This is a genomic window from Streptomyces sp. NPDC001515, assembly GCF_053597115.1.
In genome coordinates, this window is record NZ_JBSFHN010000051.1 from 16,250 (window position 1) to 33,432 (window position 17,183).

20 protein-coding genes and 1 pseudogene are annotated in these 17,183 nt (G+C 72.3%); 10 read left to right on the top strand and 11 right to left on the bottom strand.

Features of this window, described 5'->3' with window-relative positions:
* Positions 1-52 precede the first annotated feature (52 nt).
* From ACWCXC_RS34845 to ACWCXC_RS34855, 3 genes are all read left to right on the top strand, one after another.
* Complete coding sequence (locus ACWCXC_RS34845; protein ID WP_450682004.1) at positions 53-1,282, top strand: MFS transporter; 1,230 nt, start codon at positions 53-55, stop codon at positions 1,280-1,282.
* Between the two features lie 75 nt (positions 1,283-1,357).
* Positions 1,358-2,116: a maleylpyruvate isomerase family mycothiol-dependent enzyme gene (locus tag ACWCXC_RS34850; protein ID WP_450891577.1), complete on the top strand. Its 759-nt coding sequence runs from the start codon at positions 1,358-1,360 to the stop codon at positions 2,114-2,116.
* Between the two features lie 45 nt (positions 2,117-2,161).
* Positions 2,162-2,470 carry a DUF6332 family protein gene (locus ACWCXC_RS34855; RefSeq protein ID WP_450682002.1) on the top strand — a complete coding sequence of 103 codons (309 nt, stop codon included), beginning with the start codon at positions 2,162-2,164 and terminating at the stop codon, positions 2,468-2,470.
* Here ACWCXC_RS34855 and ACWCXC_RS34860 read toward each other — a convergent pair.
* From ACWCXC_RS34860 to ACWCXC_RS34870, 3 genes are all read right to left on the bottom strand, one after another.
* Positions 2,431-3,096, bottom strand: coding sequence for a response regulator (locus tag ACWCXC_RS34860; RefSeq protein WP_450891578.1), 666 nt, complete (start codon positions 3,094-3,096; stop codon positions 2,431-2,433). The two genes, ACWCXC_RS34855 and ACWCXC_RS34860, sit on opposite strands and share 40 nt — an antisense overlap.
* Complete coding sequence (locus ACWCXC_RS34865; protein ID WP_450891579.1) at positions 3,093-4,397, bottom strand: sensor histidine kinase; 1,305 nt, start codon at positions 4,395-4,397, stop codon at positions 3,093-3,095. Before ACWCXC_RS34865 ends, ACWCXC_RS34860 begins: the two co-directional genes overlap by 4 nt.
* A 121-nt stretch (positions 4,398-4,518) precedes the next feature.
* Positions 4,519-5,259, bottom strand: a complete 741-nt coding sequence (locus tag ACWCXC_RS34870; protein ID WP_450891580.1) for a TetR/AcrR family transcriptional regulator — start codon at positions 5,257-5,259, stop codon at positions 4,519-4,521.
* A gap of 148 nt (positions 5,260-5,407) precedes the next feature.
* On the opposite strand from ACWCXC_RS34870, the gene ACWCXC_RS34875 reads away from it, so the two are divergent.
* Positions 5,408-5,860 (top strand): nitroreductase/quinone reductase family protein, encoded by a 453-nt coding sequence (locus ACWCXC_RS34875; RefSeq protein ID WP_450891581.1) that lies wholly within the window; start codon positions 5,408-5,410, stop codon positions 5,858-5,860.
* A 118-nt stretch (positions 5,861-5,978) separates the two neighbouring features.
* Here the strand turns inward: ACWCXC_RS34875 and ACWCXC_RS34880 are convergent, their stop codons facing one another.
* Positions 5,979-7,193 carry a geranylgeranyl reductase family protein gene (locus tag ACWCXC_RS34880; protein ID WP_383634407.1) on the bottom strand — a complete coding sequence of 405 codons (1,215 nt, stop codon included), beginning with the start codon at positions 7,191-7,193 and terminating at the stop codon, positions 5,979-5,981.
* A gap of 183 nt (positions 7,194-7,376) precedes the next feature.
* Here ACWCXC_RS34880 and ACWCXC_RS34885 point away from each other — a divergent pair, with 183 nt between their 5' ends.
* Entirely contained in the window at positions 7,377-8,741 is a 1,365-nt protein-coding gene (locus tag ACWCXC_RS34885; protein ID WP_450891582.1) for a M20/M25/M40 family metallo-hydrolase, read from the top strand.
* A 125-nt stretch (positions 8,742-8,866) separates the two neighbouring features.
* A complete protein-coding gene (locus ACWCXC_RS34890) occupies positions 8,867-9,580 on the top strand; it encodes an MBL fold metallo-hydrolase (RefSeq protein ID WP_450891583.1) in 714 nt (237 codons plus the stop codon).
* Here the strand turns inward: ACWCXC_RS34890 and ACWCXC_RS34895 are convergent.
* A complete protein-coding gene (locus ACWCXC_RS34895) occupies positions 9,539-10,576 on the bottom strand; it encodes an NUDIX domain-containing protein (protein ID WP_450891584.1) in 1,038 nt (345 codons plus the stop codon). The genes ACWCXC_RS34890 and ACWCXC_RS34895 overlap by 42 nt on opposite strands.
* 213 nt (positions 10,577-10,789) lie before the next feature.
* On the opposite strand from ACWCXC_RS34895, the gene ACWCXC_RS34900 reads away from it, so the two are divergent.
* Positions 10,790-10,966, top strand: coding sequence for a hypothetical protein (locus ACWCXC_RS34900; RefSeq protein ID WP_450681994.1), 177 nt, complete (start codon positions 10,790-10,792; stop codon positions 10,964-10,966).
* Positions 10,967-11,179: 213 nt separating this feature from the next.
* Here the strand turns inward: ACWCXC_RS34900 and ACWCXC_RS34905 are convergent, their stop codons facing one another.
* From ACWCXC_RS34905 to ACWCXC_RS34915, 3 genes and pseudogenes are all read right to left on the bottom strand, one after another.
* Positions 11,180-11,446 (bottom strand): hypothetical protein, encoded by a 267-nt coding sequence (locus ACWCXC_RS34905; protein ID WP_383634416.1) that lies wholly within the window; start codon positions 11,444-11,446, stop codon positions 11,180-11,182.
* Between the two features lie 178 nt (positions 11,447-11,624).
* Positions 11,625-11,768: pseudogene (locus tag ACWCXC_RS34910) on the bottom strand (carbohydrate ABC transporter permease); the annotation flags it as partial.
* A 238-nt stretch (positions 11,769-12,006) separates the two neighbouring features.
* Complete coding sequence (locus ACWCXC_RS34915) at positions 12,007-12,234, bottom strand: hypothetical protein (RefSeq protein ID WP_450891585.1); 228 nt, start codon at positions 12,232-12,234, stop codon at positions 12,007-12,009.
* Between the two features lie 265 nt (positions 12,235-12,499).
* On the opposite strand from ACWCXC_RS34915, the gene ACWCXC_RS34920 reads away from it, so the two are divergent.
* Positions 12,500-13,111, top strand: a complete 612-nt coding sequence (locus tag ACWCXC_RS34920) for a GntR family transcriptional regulator (protein ID WP_450891586.1) — start codon at positions 12,500-12,502, stop codon at positions 13,109-13,111.
* A gap of 81 nt (positions 13,112-13,192) precedes the next feature.
* Here ACWCXC_RS34920 and ACWCXC_RS34925 read toward each other — a convergent pair whose 3' ends face one another.
* Entirely contained in the window at positions 13,193-13,777 is a 585-nt protein-coding gene (locus ACWCXC_RS34925; RefSeq protein ID WP_450891587.1) for a DUF7848 domain-containing protein, read from the bottom strand.
* 243 nt (positions 13,778-14,020) lie between these two features.
* Between ACWCXC_RS34925 and ACWCXC_RS34930 the strand changes: the two genes are divergently transcribed.
* Positions 14,021-15,247, top strand: coding sequence for a helix-turn-helix transcriptional regulator (locus ACWCXC_RS34930; protein ID WP_450891588.1), 1,227 nt, complete (start codon positions 14,021-14,023; stop codon positions 15,245-15,247).
* On the opposite strand, the gene ACWCXC_RS34935 is transcribed toward ACWCXC_RS34930, so the two are convergent.
* Positions 15,228-15,890, bottom strand: coding sequence for an HAD family hydrolase (locus ACWCXC_RS34935; protein ID WP_450891589.1), 663 nt, complete (start codon positions 15,888-15,890; stop codon positions 15,228-15,230). The two genes, ACWCXC_RS34930 and ACWCXC_RS34935, sit on opposite strands and share 20 nt — an antisense overlap.
* A gap of 112 nt (positions 15,891-16,002) precedes the next feature.
* On the opposite strand from ACWCXC_RS34935, the gene ACWCXC_RS34940 reads away from it, so the two are divergent.
* Entirely contained in the window at positions 16,003-16,209 is a 207-nt protein-coding gene (locus ACWCXC_RS34940; RefSeq protein ID WP_450891590.1) for a hypothetical protein, read from the top strand.
* Between the two features lie 73 nt (positions 16,210-16,282).
* Here the strand turns inward: ACWCXC_RS34940 and ACWCXC_RS34945 are convergent, their stop codons facing one another.
* Complete coding sequence (locus ACWCXC_RS34945; RefSeq protein ID WP_450891591.1) at positions 16,283-17,008, bottom strand: HNH endonuclease family protein; 726 nt, start codon at positions 17,006-17,008, stop codon at positions 16,283-16,285.
* Between the last annotated feature and the right edge of the window lie 175 nt (positions 17,009-17,183).

A 17,183-nucleotide genomic window follows, 5' to 3' on the forward strand; every position in this document is an offset into this window, starting at 1 on the left:
CGGGGCCGCGGCCGTCTTGCGCCGGTGACCCGCCGACCCCTATCCTGAGTTTGTGCCGCAACTAAACAAACTGCGGACGGCACTGCCGGGGGGACCGGGCGACACCATCGCCCCACCTTCGTCGACACGCCTCCGTACCGCGCTGACCGTGTTCTTCGCCCTCGACGGGTTCCTCTTCGCCGGCTGGGTGGTCCGCATCCCGGCCATCAAGCAGCAGACCGGCGCCTCGGCCTCCACCCTCGGCCTCGCGCTGCTCGGCGTCTCCGCCGGTGCCGTCATCACCATGATGCTGACCGGGCGGCTCTGCCGCCGGTTCGGCAGCCACCCGGTGACCGTGGTGTGCGGCGTCCTGCTCTCGCTGAGCATCGCCCTGCCCGCCCGCACCCACTCGGCGCTCGCGCTGGGACTGGTCCTCCTCGTCTTCGGCGGCGCGTACGGCGCCATGAACGTCGCGATGAACAGCGCCGCCGTCGATCTGGTCGCCGCGCTGCGGCGGCCCGTCATGCCCAGCTTCCACGCCGCCTTCAGCCTCGGCGGGATGCTCGGCGCCGGGCTCGGCGGGCTGGTAGCGGGCGGGCTCTCGCCCTCCGCGCACCTGCTCTGCCTGACGGCCGTCGGCCTGCTGGTCACGGCCCTCGCCGGCCCGGTCCTGCTGCGCCACCCGTCGAAGACCCCGCCGCGCACCGCGCACGACGGGTCCGCCGCTTCCTCGGCACTGACCGGACGGACGCGCCGCCTGGTGCTCCTGTTCGGCGTGATCGCACTCTGCACGGCGTACGGCGAGGGCGCGCTGGCCGACTGGGGCGCGCTCCACCTGGAACAGGACCTGGACGCCCACCCCGGGGTCGCGGCGGCCGGATACTCGCTGTTCGCGCTGGCGATGACGGCCGGCCGGCTCAGCGGCACCGCGCTCCTCGAACGGCTGGGCCAGACCCGCACCCTGGTCGTCGGCGGGGGCACCGCGGCGGCCGGCATGCTGATCGGCTCGCTCGCCCCGACCGCGTGGCTCGCGCTCGCCGGATTCGCGGTGACCGGCCTCGGCCTGGCCAACATCTTCCCGGTGGCGGTCGGCAGGGCCGGTGAGCTGGCCGGCCCCGGCGGGGTGGCCGCGGCCTCGACGCTCGGCTACGGCGGCATGCTGCTGGGGCCGCCCGCGATCGGCTTCCTCGCCGACTGGTTCTCGCTGCCCGCGGCGCTCACCACAGTCGCCGTGCTCGCCCTGGCGGCCACCGCGCTCGGCTACGGTGCCCGCCACGCGTCCGGCTCCGGAACGGCCGCGTAACACCGTCCCCGCCCGGGGTGCGCGGGCGGAAAAACCCCGTCCCGCACCCCGGGCAACCCTGGCAGAATCCGGGCCATGAAGATCATGGAGCACATCGAATCCCTGTCCACCGAGGGCCGGTTGATGGCCGACGCGGCCGAGGAGGCCGGCACCGGAGCGCCCGTGCCGTCCTGCCCCGGCTGGCGGGTGCGCGATCTGCTCGACCACACGGCGGCGGTCCACCGGTGGGCGGCCGCCTTCGTGACCGAGGGCCACCGCGCGTACGTCCCCGAGACCGAGCTGCCGGAGCTCGACGGCACCGCGCTGGTGGACCGCTTCCGTGCCGGCCACCGGGCACTGGTCACCGCGCTGGAGAACGCTCCGGAGGACCTGGAGTGCTGGACCTTCCTCCCGGCCCCCTCCCCGCTCGCCTTCTGGGCCCGCCGCCAGGCGCACGAGACCCGGGTCCACCGCTTCGACGCCGAGTCCGCGCTCGGCCGCCCGCCGGCCCCGGTGGCGCCGGCCCACGCCGAGGACGGCATCGACGAACTGCTGCGCGGCTTCCACGCCCGGCCCAAGAGCCGGGTGCGCACCGACGTCCCGCGCACCCTGCGGGTGCGGACCACGGACACCGGGGCCCTCTGGGACATACGCCTGACCGCCGAACCCCCGGCAGCCGTCCGCCTGGACGCGCCGGCGAACGGGGCGGGCGACGCCGCTCCGGCGGACTGCGAGGTGGCCGCCACGGCCGGACAGCTCTACCTCGCGCTGTGGAACCGCGCCCCGCTCGACGCGCTGCCCGCGACCGGCGACACGGACCTCGTCCGGCTCTGGCAGGAGCACTCGGCCATCTGACCGGGCGCCTTGTCCGCCGGGCACGCCGCCTGTGACACTGCGGTCATGGGAGAGCGCGACCAGGCGGAACGTGACGCCATGACCGTCGAGATCGTCTTCGCGGCGGTCACCGCCGCCCTGCTGGCGGCGGTCGCGTTCGCCGCCGTCTGCGCTCCCGCGTTCCTCTCTTCGGGCCGCGTCGGCGCCGGACTGCTGAAGGTCGCGTCGTGCACGGCCGCGGTGGTCTTCCTCGGCCGGACCGTCGACGTCCTGTCGCGGTTCGGACGCCGGGGCGCGGAGCGCGAGATCGGCGGACGTGCTCCGGCCGCCCCGGATCAGACCGCCCAGCCGGGGCGGACCAGCCCGGACTCGTAGGCCAGGACGACCAGTTGGGCCCGGTCACGGGCACCGAGCTTCACCATGGCCCGGCTGACGTGGGTCTTCGCGGTGAGCGGGCTGACGACCAGGCGCCGGGCGATCTCGTCGTTGGAGAGCCCGAGGCCGACCAGCGCCATCACCTCCCGTTCCCGTTCGGTCAGTTCGCCGAGCGCGGTGGGGGCGACGGGCTCCCTGGAGCGGGCCGCGAACTCGGCGATCAGCCGGCGGGTGACGCCCGGGGAGAGCAGGGCGTCACCCCCGACGACCGCGCGGACGGCCCGCAGCAGTTCCTCCGGTTCGGTGTCCTTGACCAGGAAGCCGGAGGCACCGGAGCGGATCGCCTCGAAGACGTACTCGTCGAGTTCGAACGTGGTCAGCATGATCACCTTGACCCGGTCGAGGGCGGGATCGCCGGTGATGGCGCGCGTCGCGGCCAGGCCGTCGAGGTGCGGCATGCGGATGTCCATCAGCACGGTGTCGGGGCGCAGCTCGCGCACCAGGCGCACCGCCTCCTCGCCGTCGGCGGCCTCCCCGGCCACCTCGATGTCCGGCTGGGCGTCCAGCAGGGCCCGGAACCCCGCCCGGACCAGCAGTTGGTCGTCGGCGAGCAGTACGCGGATCACGGTGTCCCCTTCCGGTGCGCCGGGCCGTCGAGGCCGCCGGTCAGCGGGAGTTCGGCCCGGACCCGGAAGCCTCCGCCGGGTGCGGTTCCCGCCTCGATGGTGCCACCCAGGGCGGCCGCCCGCTCCCGCATCCCGGCCAGTCCGTTGCCGCTGCCGCCCGCTTCGGTGCCGGTGGCGGGTCCGTCGTCGTCGACGCGGAGCAGGACGCGGTCCGGTTCGTAGCCGACGAGGACCCGGGCGGTACGGGAGGCGGAGTGCCGGACGACGTTGGTCAGGGCCTCCTGGACGATCCGGAACGCGGCGAGGTCCGCGCCCGGCGGCACGGTGCCCCGCTCGCCCTCGGTCGTGACGGTGACGGTGAGGCCGGTGCTCGCGGCCTGTTCGACGAGTTCGGGCAGCCGGTCGAGTCCGGGGGCCGGGGTCCTGGGCGCGTCGCCGGGGGTGCGCAGCGTGTCGAGGACCTGCCGCACCTCGCCCAGCGCCTCCTTGCTGGCGGCCTTGATGGTCGTCAGCGCGGTGCGGGCCTGTTCGGGGTCGGTGTCGATCAGCGCGAGCCCGACGCCCGCCTGGACGTTGATGACCGAGATGCTGTGGGCGAGGACGTCGTGCAGTTCTCGGGCGATCCGCAGCCTCTCCTCGTCGGCCCGCCGCCGCTCCGCGCGCGCCCGCTCGGCGCGCTGCGCGGCCCACTGCTCCCGGCGTACGCGGACGAACTCGGCGGCGGCCACGATGGCCACCACCCACGCCGCGACGCCAACCTCCTGCCCCCAGGGCGTGGCGGCGTCGCCGGCCGGGGGAAGCCGGCGGTAGAGCCAGTGGCCGACCAGGATGTGCCCCGCCCACACCATGGCCACCGCCGACCAGGCGGCACGGCGGTGACCGGCGACGACCGCGCTGAAGCAACCGACCGCGACGGCCAGGAAGACGGGTCCGTACGGATAGCCCGCGCCGAGATACACCGTGGCGGCGGCCGAGGTCCCGAAGACGACCGCGACCGGATGGCGGTGCCGGAAGAGCAGCACCACGACGGAGGCGAGCAGCAGCAGGCGGGCGAAGAGGTCGAGGGGTGCCTTCTCACCGGTCTGGCTGTGCGCGGCGACGGTCGAGCCGACCATGACGACGACGCCGATCAGGACCGTGGACGCCCAGGGAAGCCGGTTCCGCCCGCCGTCGCGTCCGCCGGTCAGCCAGCGCGGCGGTTCCCCGCCGCCCCGGGGGCTCCTCGCCCGCACAGGACGGTGCGCCGCCGCGCCCCGCCCTTCGGGGGGTCCGCCGCCCGTCCCCGCTCGCTCGTCTTCCATGGCGGCCACGCTAGACCGCGGACCGTCACGGAGGCGTCCGCCCGGCGTGGCGACCGCCCGTACTCCCCCGGGAGTACGCGCGCACGGAGCGGGCCGGGACGGGAGGGGCCGTGCGGGACGGCTACCGGGCGCCGAGCAGCCCGACGGTCCGGCCCAGTTCCGCCGCGGCGTGCCGGAAGAAGACCTCACGGTCCTCCACCACCCCTTGGAACTGGCCGAACAGCTCGAAGGACAGCAGCCCGAAGAGCTGCGACCAGGCGGCGACGAGCGGGGCCGCCGCGCCCGGGGGCAGTCCGGGGGCGAACGCCGCGGCCAGCCGCTCGGCCTCGGGGCGCAGTTCCTCCGTGAGCGGCGGAAGGGCGATGCCCTCGGTGCGGTGGGCCTCCTCGACCACGGAGATGAGCGCGAGGCCGACCCGGGAGGCCGGGACGACGGTGGTCTGCGGGGCGACGTAGCCCGGCACGGGCGATCCGTAGATCAGCGCGTACTCGTGCGGATGGGCCAGGGCCCAGGTGCGGACGGCGCAGGCGATCGCGGTCCAGCGGGCGAGACCGATGCCGTGCGCGGGAGCGGGGGACTCGGGGTCGGCGAAAGGCACGCGGGCCTCCGTCACCGCACGGTCGGCGCGTTCGGCCGCCGCGCCCACGGAGTCGTACGCGTCGACGATCAGCGCCGTCAGCAGCTCGTCCCGGCTGGGGAAGTAGCGGTAGAGCGCCGACGAGGCCATGCCCAGTGCGCGCGCCACCGCGCGCAGCGACAGCTTCGCCGCCCCTTCCTCGGCGAGCTGCCGGCGGGCCTCGTCCTTGATGGCCGCGGTGACCTCGATGCGGGCCCGCTCCCGGGCTCCCTTGATTGCGCTCATGCCCGCCAGTCTGCCACGGATTCGGAGCACCGACCAAGAACGAGAGCAGTGCTCTTGCTTTTGAACGGCGCACCCATGCACACTGATCTCAAGCGAGAGCACCGCTCACATAACCGGAGCACCGCTCTCACCAACCATGGGGGTCACCATGTCGCAGCCGTACTACCGCCGGGGCAGCGCCCTCACCATCCGCATGAACAGCCTCGTCGGCTGGCTGGCGCGGCACGGGATCAGCCTGATGGGTTCACGGGAGCTGTCGGTGCGGGGCCGCACGAGCGGGCGGATGCAGCGCATCCCGGTGAACCTCCACACCTACGAGGGCGTGGAGTACCTCGTCTCGGCGCGGGGCCACTCGCAGTGGGTACGCAATATGCGCGCGGCGGGCGGCGGCGAGCTGCGCGTGGGCCGCAGGACACGCACGTTCACGGCCACGGAGATCGGGGACGACGCGCACAAGGCGGCGGTCGTCCGCGCCTATCTGGAGCGCTGGGGCTGGGAGGTCAACCAGTACTTCAAGGGCATCACGGCCACGTCCACGGACGCCGAACTCCTGGCCGCCCTCCCCGACCACCCGGTCTTCCGGGTGGGCGTCGAGCGATGACTCCGGGACCGGACCGCGCATCGCGCGGAACCGGCCCCGGAACGGACGGCGCCAGGGCCTGTCCGACAACGCCCGGCAGACGGGAACGGTCGGACAGGCCCCGGCTTCGGGACACGCCCTAGCGGTCCATCGCCGAGAGCGCGCGCTGCGCCAGCGGGTGCGAGCGGACCAGTTCGGCGAGCGAGGTCGTGCCCCGGGTGACGCCGGCGAAGGCGTTCCACGCGGGCCGGAATCCGGTCAGGACGGCGTGCAGCACACCGGGGCGGCGCTCGAAGAGCTTCAGCATGCGGCGTCCCACGCTCATCTCGACGCCGAGTCCGGCCTTGATGGCGAAGGCGTAGTTGAGCGCCTGGCGGCGCGCGTCCACGGCGTCGTGCGACTCCGCGACCCGTACCGCCCACTCACCGGCCAGCCGGCCCGAGCGCAGGGCGAAGGAGATGCCCTCCCGGGTCCACGGCTCCAGCAGCCCCGCCGCGTCCCCGCACACCAGGACCCGGCCGCGCGAGAGCGGCGAGTCCTCGCTGCGACAGCGCGTCAGATGGCCGGAGGAGATCTTCGGTTCGAAGCCGGCCAGGCCGAGCCGCGCGATGAAGTCCTCCAGATAGCGCTTGGTGCCCGCGCCGTCGCCCCGGGCCGAGATCACCCCGACGGTCAGGGTGTCGCCCTTGGGGAAGACCCAGCCGTAACTGCCGGGCATGGGACCCCAGTCGATGAGCACCCGGCCGGCCCAGTCCTCGGCCACGGTCGGCGGCACGGGGATCTCGGACTCCAGACCCAGGTCGACCTGGTCGAGCTTCACCCCGACATGGGCTCCTATCCGGCCGGCACTGCCGTCGGCGCCGACCACCGCGCGGGCCAGGACGGTCTCGCCGCCGGAGAGCACCACGGCGACCGTGCGCCGGTCGGGCACCGCGGCCCCGTGCTGCTCGACCCGGGTCACCGTCGCCCCGGTCCGCAGCTCGGCACCCGCCTTCTGCGCCTCCTCGACCAGGCCCGCGTCGAACTCGGGCCGGTTGATGAGCCCGAAGAGCATGCGCCGGGAGCGGCGGGTCCGCGCCAGCCTGCCGTTGAGCGAGAACGTGACCGCGTGGATCCGGTCCCGCAGGGGCAGTTCGAAACCGGGCGGCAGCGCGTCGCGCGAGTACCCGATGATGCCGCCGCCGCATGTCTTGTAACGGGGCAGCTCCGCCTTCTCCAGGAGCAGTACCCGACGGCCCGCGACCGCCGCCGCGTATGCCGCCGAGGCTCCCGCCGGTCCGGCGCCGACTACGACGACATCCCACACGGACGACTCTTCGTGCTCATGTCCGGCGTCTGCGTTCTCGCTGCTCACGATGTGCTTCTGCTCCCGATCCGACCAGTGGCCCCAGCTGCTCCAGGCATCCTACGGCGCTCTGCGAGCGCTCCCCGCTGTGGGAGGATCGGCCGAGCCTCCGTCGTACCCGCGATGCCGCACTCCTGGTGTCCGGGTAGCCGGATTCGTACCCATTACGTCGCACCTACGAGGAGCGTGCCCATGACCGTCCATCCGATTTCCGAGACCGTCGCCTCGTTGATGCCCCGCGCCCGGACGGAGCTCGCGGAGCTGGTGGCCTTCCAGTCGGTGGCGGATCCGGCCGTGTTCCCGAAGAGCGAGTGCGAGGCGGCGGCCGCGTGGGTCGCGGACGCCCTGCGCGCCGAGGACTTCCAGGACGTGGCGCTGCTCGACACCCCGGACGGCACCCAGTCCGTCTACGGATACCTGCCCGGTCCGGCGGGGGCTCCCACGGTGCTGCTGTACGCGCACTACGACGTGCAGCCGCCGCTCGACGAGTCGGCCTGGCTCTCCCCGCCGTTCGAGCTGACGGAGCGTGACGGCCGCTGGTTCGGCCGGGGCGCGGCCGACTGCAAGGGCGGTCTGGTGATGCATCTGCTGGCGCTGCGGGCCCTCAAGGCCAACGGCGGGGTGCCGGTGTCGGTCAAGGTGATCGCGGAGGGCTCGGAGGAGCAGGGCACCGGCGGGCTGGAGCAGTACGCGCGGGCGCACCCGGACCTGCTGACGGCGGACACCATCGTGATCGGGGACACCGGCAACTTCCGCGTCGGGCTGCCGACCGTCACCTCCACGCTGCGCGGGATGACGATGCTCCGCGTCCAGTTGGACACCCTCGAAGGCAACCTGCACTCCGGGCAGTTCGGCGGTGCCGCGCCCGACGCGCTGGCCGCGATGATCCAGCTGCTCGCCTCGCTGCGGGCCGAGGACGGCTCGACGACCGTCGACGGGCTCACCGGAGGCACGGCGTGGGACGGGCTGCAGTATCCGGAGGAGGAGTTCCGCTCGGACGCCAAGGTCCTGGACGGGGTGGCGCTCATCGGCACGGGTACGGTCGCGGACCGGGTCTGGGCGCGTCCGGCGGTCACCGTCATCGGGATCGACTGCCCGCCCGTGGTCGGTGCGACGCCCTCCGTGCAGGCGAGCGCCCGCGCGCAGATCAGCCTGCGGGTGCCGCCGGGCACCGACGCCGTCGAGGCGACGAAGCTGCTGACCGCGCATCTGCACGCGCACACCCCGTGGGGGGCGCGGATCTCGGTCGAGCAGGTGGGGCAGGGGCAGCCGTTCCGCGCCGACCTGTCGAGCCCGGCGTACACGGCGATGGCCGACGCCATGCGGAGCGCGTACCCGGGTCAGGAGATGCAGTCCTCCGGCATGGGCGGCTCGATCCCGCTCTGCAACGCGCTCTCCGAGCTGTATCCGGAGGCCGAGATCCTGCTGATCGGGCTGAGCGAGCCCGAGGCGCAGATCCACGCGGTGAACGAGAGCGTGTCGCCCGAGGAACTGGAGCGGCTCTCGGTCGCCGAGGCGCTGTTCCTGCGGAACTACGCGGAGTCCAAGAAGGCCTGAGGGCCCGAAGGACGGCCGGCCGGGGGTGCGACGTCCGCGCCCCGGCCAGCCGCTACGCGCAGAGCGAAGCTCGCCCAGAGCGTAGTCAGGGGTCGCGGCGGTGCGGGCGCGCATAGGTTCACGGCATGGAACTCATCGACGTCCTTCCCCAGCTGCATCTGCTGCGGTTCCGGATCGGCCAGGCCTACCTCTGGCGCGACGGGACCGAGCTGACCCTGATCGACGCGGGCGACGCGGAGAGCGGACCCGCCATCGAGGAGGCGGTCCGCGCCCTCGGTCACGATCCGGCCCGGATCGCCCGGATCGTCGTCACCCACGGCCACCGCGACCACTACGGCGCCGCTCAGGAACTCGCCGACCGGTACGGCTGCGAGATCCTGGCGCACGGGCTCGACGCCCCGTACATCCGGGGCGAGGCGGAGGTCCCTGCACCGGACCTGCTGGACTGGGAGATCCCCATCCACGCCCACGGTCTGACGGTGCCCGTGGCGCCGCCGACCCGGGTGGACACGGAGCTGTCCGAGGGGACGGTGCTGCCGTTCGGCGGCGGGGCGGTGGTGGTCCACTCCCCCGGGCACACGCCGGGCTCGGTCGGCATCCATCTGCCCCTGCACAAGGTGCTGTTCACCGGGGACTGCGTCGCGGAGGCGGAGGGGCGGGTGCTGCTGGGCGTGATGAACATCGACCGCGAACAGGCCGCGGTCTCCTTCAGGCGGCTGGCGGACCTGGAGGCCGCCACGGTCTGCTTCGGCCACGGCGAACCGCTCACCGAGAACGCGGCGGCGGTACTGCGCGCCTCAGCCCACGGGGATGCCGGCCTCCAGGTTGAGCACGGCTGAGCGCTCCCGGGCGCGCAGGGCCCAGCGCAGCCGTTCGTACCGGGTGGGAGGCAGCATGGTGGCCGCCTCCTCCTCGGTCGCGAACCGCCAGTCGCGCAGCTCCGATCCGGGCAGCAGCAGTCTCCGGGCGTCCGCGCCGGTCAGGGTGCCTCCGTCGAAGAGCAGCCGCAGACCGCCGTAGCCGGGCGGGCGGGGCGCCTCCCAGTCGACGACGAGCAGCCGGGGCACCCGGTCGAGGTGGATGCCTATCTCCTCGGCCACCTCCCGTATCCCGGCCTGCGCGGGGGCCTCACCGGCCTCCACCACCCCGCCGGGGAACTCCCAGCCCGGTTTGTACGTGGGGTCGACGAGCAGGACCCGGTCGTGCTCGTCGAAGAGCAGCACCCCGGCCGCGACGGTCTCCGCCGTGGGGTCGGGGGTCTGCACGATCTCGCAGACGGGGGCGGCCCCGGTCCGTACGGCCTCCGCGATCCGCTCGGCGGTCTCGCGCGGGGTGAGCACGCTGTTGTCGATGGTGTGGGCGTCGGGGGTGATCCAGCGGAGCGCCGCCTTGTAGGGCGCGATCCGGTCGAACGCCCAGCGGCCGGTGCTGTCGACGCGCTCCGGGTCCTCGGGGAACCGGGCCCGGTGCGCGATCCGCTGACGCAGGATCGTTTCGTCAGGTCGGAGCAGTATGTGGTGCACGGAAACCCTCTTGGAGGCGAGCCCGCCGAAGATCTCGTCGCGGTACTCCTGGCGCAGCAGGGTCATCGGGACGACCAGCACCCCGCCGATCTCGGCGAGCAGGGCCGCCGCCGTGTCGACCACGAGGCGCCGCCAGATCGGCAGGTCCTGGAAGTCGGTCACCTCGGCGAGTTTCTTCTGGGGCAGCAGGGATCCCAGTCCCGCGCCGGTCAGTTCCGGGTCGTACAAGGTGCTGTTCGGGATCAGATCGATCAGTTCACGCGCGGCGCTGGTCTTGCCCGCGCCGAACGCACCGTTGATCCAGACGATCACGGTTCCCCCTCTTCCGTAGCCCCCAGTGGCTTGCCCGCAACACCGTGCCGCGAAAACACGACTGTGGCCGTGACGTTGCCCGAGCGCAACCACGCCGTCCGGCCGGCGGCTGCTTCCGGTGGCCCGCGGTGCCCGTTCGGGCCGCTCGGGGCGTAACGGCGGGGGCCGTTCGTCGTTGGAGCGGGCATCGGAACGAACGACAGGGGGTGCACCGTGCGCCGCACCGTACTGGAACGGTTTCCCGCCGGGGATCCACGGGGCAGCTGGCCCGCCGAGGAGTTCGCGGCGGCCCGTCGCGGCGAGGGCGTCGCGGCGGAGGTCGTGATGGACCTGGAACAGGACGCCTTCCTGGTGGTCGTCCCGCAACAGGGCATCGACCGGGGCCGATGATCCGGGGCGGGACGCGCCGGCGCCGTGGAGGCCGTGGCGCGCGACGCACGGGCGGCGCGTCCCGCCCCGCCCCGCCCCGCTCCGCCCGACAGGCCCCGGCCGCCGCACGCCCCCGGCCCGCGTGCCTGCGTCCGCTACGTGCGTGGCGGCCCGGCCCTGGCGAGGGACGTCGGCGTTTCGTCCCCCACCGGCGTCCCCCCTCCCGCTCGGCGGTCAGGGCGTGTCGCCGCGCCAGTCCCACTTGTCCGGATCCTCGCCCCTCGGCCCGTACTCCGCCCGGCCACCGGCACCATAGGCACCGATCTCGGTGACGAGGGCGGAGCCGTCCGCGAGGGCGACGTCGGTCCAGCCGGTCACGTCCAGCAGCAGCCCGTCGAGCGGTCCGCCGACCAGCTCCCGGTAGGAACGGCCCGGCTTCGGCCCGGGGTCGGGGTCGTCGTGATCGGCGCCGTACACGCGACGCCGCATGATCTCGTCCATACCCGCAGGATCGCACCCGCCACTGACAACGCCCTCGGTCCACGGGCCCGGATGACCCGATCGGACCCGCGCCGCGCGCACGCGGGCGGCCCTTCCGGGCGGGGCTCGGCTCATGCTCGACGGCATCGGCGCCCGCGTCACCCGGTGAGCCCGGCGCCTATGCCGTCGTGCCGTGGTGTCAGCCCTTTCCCGAGCCCAGGGTGAGGCCCGCGACGAAGTGGCGCTGGAGCAGCAGGAAGACCACCAGGGTGGGCAGGGCGACGATCACCGAACCGGCGGCGAGCAGGTTGTAGTCCGTGAAGAACTGACCGCGCAGGTTATGTCACCAGGCACTTCTCGGCTCGGGTGGAGCCATAGGCCCCTGACCTGCGTTCCGATGAGTTCCGACCTGTTCCGGTGGTGGGGCGATCGAGGGTAGATGTAGAGATTTCTGGCCCTCTCCAGTCGCCCCCCACCAACAGATTCTCCCCGGTAACTCCCCGGGAAATGCCGCCCCTGCCAGGGCGTCTACAGCAAGGCGCCGCACTCTCGCAGCGAGAGTGCGGCGCCTTCGCGCATGTCTACGACCCGATCAGGCCCGGCGTGTAACTGAGCCCCCTCCGCTCGGCGTAGGCGCGCCTCTCGCGCTCCATAGCGAGGATGCACCGCTCGCATGCGGCAAGGTCGTACCGGTCTCCCGACGGCGTGGAGATCTGACCCACGGCGGTGACGTCCACGCCGGCCCGGGCGCAGCGGAAGCAGACGCCAGCCGTCCAGTCGTAGAGGGCAAGGATTTCGTCAGGAGTCATCGGCTCCCCCGGAGGGACGTGCGAGTGTCTGGCTGCGGGTAAGGCGGGGCATATGGCCGCCTCCATCTGCACTTGTCCAGCAACTGAGATCGTCACGCGCTTGTTCATCCCTTCGAGTGAACAGGTGTTCTATTTAGACAGTCCGGAGCGTACCCCCCAGGCATATGCCAACACAGCGGCAAGCCCATCTTGATATATCAGGGGTAGGCGTCAGTTCGTAGGTTCAAACCTCACTCGATGATCTTCGGTCGATCCAGGGGTTCGAATGTCAGGCGAAGCGGCCTTCCGACGCATCGCCGCCGACATTCGCCGCCGCATCGCCGCCAAGGAGTGGGTTCCCGGACAAGCCCTGCCGTCTCGCGCCATGATGGCCCGCCAGTATCACGTGCACGAGCAGACTGTCCGGCTGGCGTACAACGAACTCCGTCGGGGTGGAATCCTTGACGGACAGAAGGGACGCCACGTCACGGTGGCGCATCCTCCTGCCATGCGCACTCTCACGGACGTAGACGCCGAATGGCCCTACCCCACCGAGACGACGGACACCCGGCCTCGGCGCGCAACAGATGACCTTGCCGAACGCCTTGGGGTCGCCCCAGGTTCGATGCTTCAGCATTCGACCGTCGAGTGCCTGGAACCCGGAGGCAGGTCCGCGATGCTGGTGCTGTCCTGGTGGAGAGGCCAGCGCCGGCCACACACCTCGTTCGCGGCGGAACTTGGGGTGACGAAGCTGGGCGAGGAGCACGCCCATGCCCTCGGCCTGCTGGTTGACACCGTTGCGTACCGGGTAGTGCGGACCAGGCTGGATGTTCATGGGGCCCCCGTGGAAACTGCGGATCTCATCCTGCCGGTGGATCGGTGGACAATCCGCCTCTGAAGAAGCGGGATGCGAACTGACCTGAGAGTCAGTACAGCGCACATCGCCAGAACGCGGAAGCGTTTGCCCCGCAGAGCGGGTTCAGTGGGTCTGACCCCTCTCGTGCAGCGGGTTGCCGGGGGCGGGGGTGACACGGAAGAAGCTGGTAATGGTCGCCTGGTAGCTGCGATGGCTGGTGTTCCGGCCGGTGTGCCGGAGTGCCCAGACCTCTGGATCTTCCGTGTGGCTGGCGGCCTCGGACGACTGGCCGCACGTCGTGCACTCCATCTCGAACACTGGGCCTGGCGCTTCGGGCCGCGTGTCGACGCCAAGCCTCCAGTCTGTATGCCGAATCACGCTGCGGATCATCGACCAGCCTCCGCTCGCGGGGTAGCTGCATCCTCCAGGGCCGCACGTAACGCGGCCGCGTCCGTGACCCACTGATCTCCAGGGCAGACTCTCCAGTGCGGGCCGGGGCCCTGCGCGCGGCGGCTCGGGGGGATCACGACGTGCGAGCCCTGGGCCAGCACCCGGGTACCGGGGACGTCCCAGGTGAGCGCGGCGCCCGGCGTGATGAAGAAGTACAGGCAGGCTTCCTGCGGGTCCTCCAGGACGGCGCCCGCGCGAGCGCCGAGGATCCGCACGGTGTCGTACCCGACGCTCCGGGGCACTCGGACCGCGTCCCATTCGTGGCCGGCTCCGTCGATGTGGCAGGACCCTACGGTCCGCGTGCTGGGTCTGGCCATCAAGCGCTCCTCGGCATCGGGTGTGACGGTGCGACAACCCTGTCCGAGACTGAGCGGCTTGCCGAGGACTTCTAGAGGACTCTTTGCGGCACTGAAGAGGACTTTCCTACGCCTCTTCGGGTGACGGCTGGCCTCGGGGGGGGCTCGCTGTGACACTGGCAGGACTCGCATCCAGGAGGTCGGTGTGTCGTCGACGCCCAGCAGCAACGTCCGGTTGAAGGCGGCGCGCCTTGCAGCTGGTTACCCCTCCCAGCAGGCTCTGGCTACCGCCCTTGGGGTCGGCGTCCGGCAGGTGCGACGGTGGGAGACCGCGACCCCGCCGTGGCCGCATCCCGAGCTGGGTCAGGCACTCGCACGGCTGCTCGGGCAGGAGCTGGAGTCGCTGGGGTTCACGCCCCCGCCCGGCCACGACCGGAGCAGCACCGTCCGGCGCGGCCTTCCCGCCCCTGCTGGGGGTCTTGCCGCGGTGCCCTCCCAGGTCTCCGCCACCATGCAGCCAGCCTCTGTGGCACGCGACTTCGAGGCCGTGACGCGGTCGCACCGGCGGATGTACTGGTCCGTCGCCCCGGCAACCCTGCACCCGGCAGTGATCGCGCACGCCACGCTCGGCTGCGCCCTGCTGCCGGAGACGGCCGGGGAGACGCGGCGCGCGGTCGCCGCAGCACTGGCGGAGACGTGGCTTCTCGGCGCACGCATCGAGTTCTTCGACACGCGGGAGGCCGACCGTGCGCAGCAGACCCTCCTCCGGGCACTCCAGGCCGCAGGCGAGGCCGACGATCCGCTGCTCGGTGCTGCCGTGCTGGCGCACATGGCGTTCGCCCCGGCGTGGGACGGCGACCGGGAATCAGCCGTCGAGCGGATGGTGGCCGCGCGCACCTATGCCCGCCGCGGCCCGGCCTCCGCCGAGCTGCTCGCGTGGTTGGACGCGGTCGAGGCCGAGTGTGAGACCCGCTGCGGCAATACCCGTACCGCGCTCCACCTGATCGGGCACGCCGAGGACGTCCTCGCCGACGGTACCGAGTACGACAGCCCCGCGTGGCTGGACTGGTTCAGCACGGTCAGGCTTGCCGCGTTCAAGGGCAACACGCAGCTTCGGGCCGGGCACATTCCGCAGGCGCGCACCACCCTGCTCGGCGTCCTCGACGCCCTTGCCCCGGCCGAGGAGAAGCAGGCGACGGTCATTCTCGGCGACCTGGCCGCAGTGGAGGCTGCGGCCGGGGCGCCGGAGGCGGCGTGCGAGTACGCGGTCCGGGCGCTCGATCAGCTGGGCCGGACCTGGTACGCGATGGGCATGGACCGGGTGCGGGAGGTGCGGCGGGCGCTGGCCCCGCACCAGCACGAGCAGTGCGTCCGGGACCTCGACGACCGGCTGTACGGCTGGTCGCCCACGGTCAGCGCGTTGTCGCGTTGAACTCCTTGATCTTCGGCGACAGTTCGAGGAGCGTCTCCACGCGGAAGGTAGGCAGCTCCAGCGCCTCGGTGGTGTGCCACTGGATCGTCGCCCACGGGCCGCGGCGCACGAGCGCGGTCTGCATGCCGGCCTGCGCGCCGGGGCGGAGGTCGTTGTCGACGCGGTCGCCGACGTACAGAATCTCCTCCGGGGCGTGCGGGACGACCTCGGCAAGGCGCTCGAAGAACAGCGGGTCGGGCTTGCTGGCGCCCCAGTCGTCCGAGGTGCCGATCAGGTCGACGTCGTCGGTGAACAGCTCGCGAAGGATTCGGCCGGCGCGCACGGTTTGGTTGCCCGCGATGCCGAGCCACAGCCCGGCCGCCCGCAGCGCGCGCAGAGCGTCACGGACCTCCGGGTACAGGTCCTCCTCCCCGAAGGACTCCGGCCGCCCGGCCTCGGCGCGCTTCTCACGCTCGGCGTACAGATCGAAGCCGGGCTGGAACTCCTGGAAGACGTCTCTGTAATCGCGCCCCTGGGCGATGACGGCGCCGAACATCGCGGCGAACGTATGCCGCGGCACCCCCAGCCAGTCGGCCCAGGTGCCGTACTCCCGGGTCTCATCCACCAAGCACTCACCGACGTCGAACACGACTGCGCGAATCATGGACCGCATCCTACGAGGCGACCTCCGGGCGGCCCTGCCGTGGTGCGCGATGTACCCGCCCCGGCGGCGTGACCTGCGGCCTTCTGCCGGTGCCGCCGTTTAGGATCCGGCCGTGGCAATCGAACTGAGCGACGAGCTGATCGAGCTGGAGCGCGCGGCGTGGGCTGAGCAGCAGGAGCAGCGGCTGACCGTGGAGACGGCGGCCCGGGTGCAGGCGGCGATCACCGCGCACGCCAAGGCGACGGGGCAGAGCCGGTACGAGGTCGAGCGGGAACTCAAGCGCGTCGTCCGGCACCCGGAGCCTGATGAGGGCGCCTGACCCCGGACACGACGAAACCGCCCCCGCCGCCAGCCGAAGCCGGGACGGGGGCGCTCGTGTGTCGCAGTCGGAGCTACGGGGCGACCTCGTACTTCACGACCGTGTCCGTGCAGTCGCCGCTCAACTTCTCCAGGGCGGCGCGCTCCTTGTCGTCCACGGTGAGCTTCCACCGGAGTTTCGTTCCGGTCCAGTCGGCCAGGTACGTACACTGCGCGGACTCGGCCGGCGGCATCCACTCGCTCGGGTCCTTGTCGGCCTTGGAGCGATTCGTCTTCGCAGTGACCGCAACCAGGGACCGCTCGGCGCTGAAGTCGTTGGCGTAGCGCATGCGCCGGTCCGCGTCCCAGGCGGAAGCGCCGGAATCCCACGCCTCGGCAAGGGGCACCATGTGGTCGATGTCGAGAGTGCGGGCGTTCGTGACGGTGGCCTCGTCGTAGTACGACACCCATTCACCGCCGGTCAGTGCGCAGCGGGCGCCTTGCTCGGGCTTCGTCGTTGCCTCTGCGATGAGAACTTCCTGACGGGTGTTGCACCCGTCTCCGTCCTCGTCCACCCAGTGTTTGAAGGAGTCCCGCTTGTAGCCGTCGCGCTGCTCCTCCGCGGCCGGGAGCTTCGCGATGGCGTCAGCGAGAGTGAGGGCGTCGTCGGCGGCCGGGGCACCCGGGGCGGGCGTGCGGGCCTCGCTGGTGGCGGGCGCGGGCGGTTTCGAGTCGCTGGTGGTGGCGGAGCTGGGGTTGCAGGCGGCGAGCGCGGCCACGAGGACTGCGGCGGCGATGGGGGCGAGGCGGCGGACTGCCACGGTGGCGCTCCAATGGGTAGAGGCTGAGCTGATGCCGCCTCATGATTCCAGAGCGCGATCGGGTGTGACAGGTGGTCATATGTGCTGGTCGTAGCCGCATCGTGCCGTAGCACTCCCGTGAGGGTGGACTGGGCCACCGAGGACGCCTGGCGGGCGCAAGGCAGTGCTGCTTCAG

Excerpts from the sequence above, each read along its gene's own strand:
- ACWCXC_RS34850 (WP_450891577.1), top strand. The coding sequence starts at position 1,358 with ATGAAGATCATGGAGCACATCGAATCCCTGTCCACCGAGGGCCGGTTG.
- ACWCXC_RS34855 (WP_450682002.1), top strand. The coding sequence starts at position 2,162 with ATGGGAGAGCGCGACCAGGCGGAACGTGACGCCATGACCGTCGAGATC.
- ACWCXC_RS34865 (WP_450891579.1), bottom strand. The coding sequence starts at position 4,397 with ATGGAAGACGAGCGAGCGGGGACGGGCGGCGGACCCCCCGAAGGGCGG.
- ACWCXC_RS34870 (WP_450891580.1), bottom strand. The coding sequence starts at position 5,259 with ATGAGCGCAATCAAGGGAGCCCGGGAGCGGGCCCGCATCGAGGTCACC.
- ACWCXC_RS34875 (WP_450891581.1), top strand. The coding sequence starts at position 5,408 with ATGTCGCAGCCGTACTACCGCCGGGGCAGCGCCCTCACCATCCGCATG.
- ACWCXC_RS34885 (WP_450891582.1), top strand. The coding sequence starts at position 7,377 with ATGACCGTCCATCCGATTTCCGAGACCGTCGCCTCGTTGATGCCCCGC.
- ACWCXC_RS34890 (WP_450891583.1), top strand. The coding sequence starts at position 8,867 with ATGGAACTCATCGACGTCCTTCCCCAGCTGCATCTGCTGCGGTTCCGG.
- ACWCXC_RS34905 (WP_383634416.1), bottom strand. The coding sequence starts at position 11,446 with ATGGACGAGATCATGCGGCGTCGCGTGTACGGCGCCGATCACGACGAC.
- ACWCXC_RS34915 (WP_450891585.1), bottom strand. The coding sequence starts at position 12,234 with ATGACTCCTGACGAAATCCTTGCCCTCTACGACTGGACGGCTGGCGTC.
- ACWCXC_RS34920 (WP_450891586.1), top strand. The coding sequence starts at position 12,500 with ATGTCAGGCGAAGCGGCCTTCCGACGCATCGCCGCCGACATTCGCCGC.
- ACWCXC_RS34925 (WP_450891587.1), bottom strand. The coding sequence starts at position 13,777 with ATGGGACGCGGTCCGAGTGCCCCGGAGCGTCGGGTACGACACCGTGCG.
- ACWCXC_RS34935 (WP_450891589.1), bottom strand. The coding sequence starts at position 15,890 with ATGATTCGCGCAGTCGTGTTCGACGTCGGTGAGTGCTTGGTGGATGAG.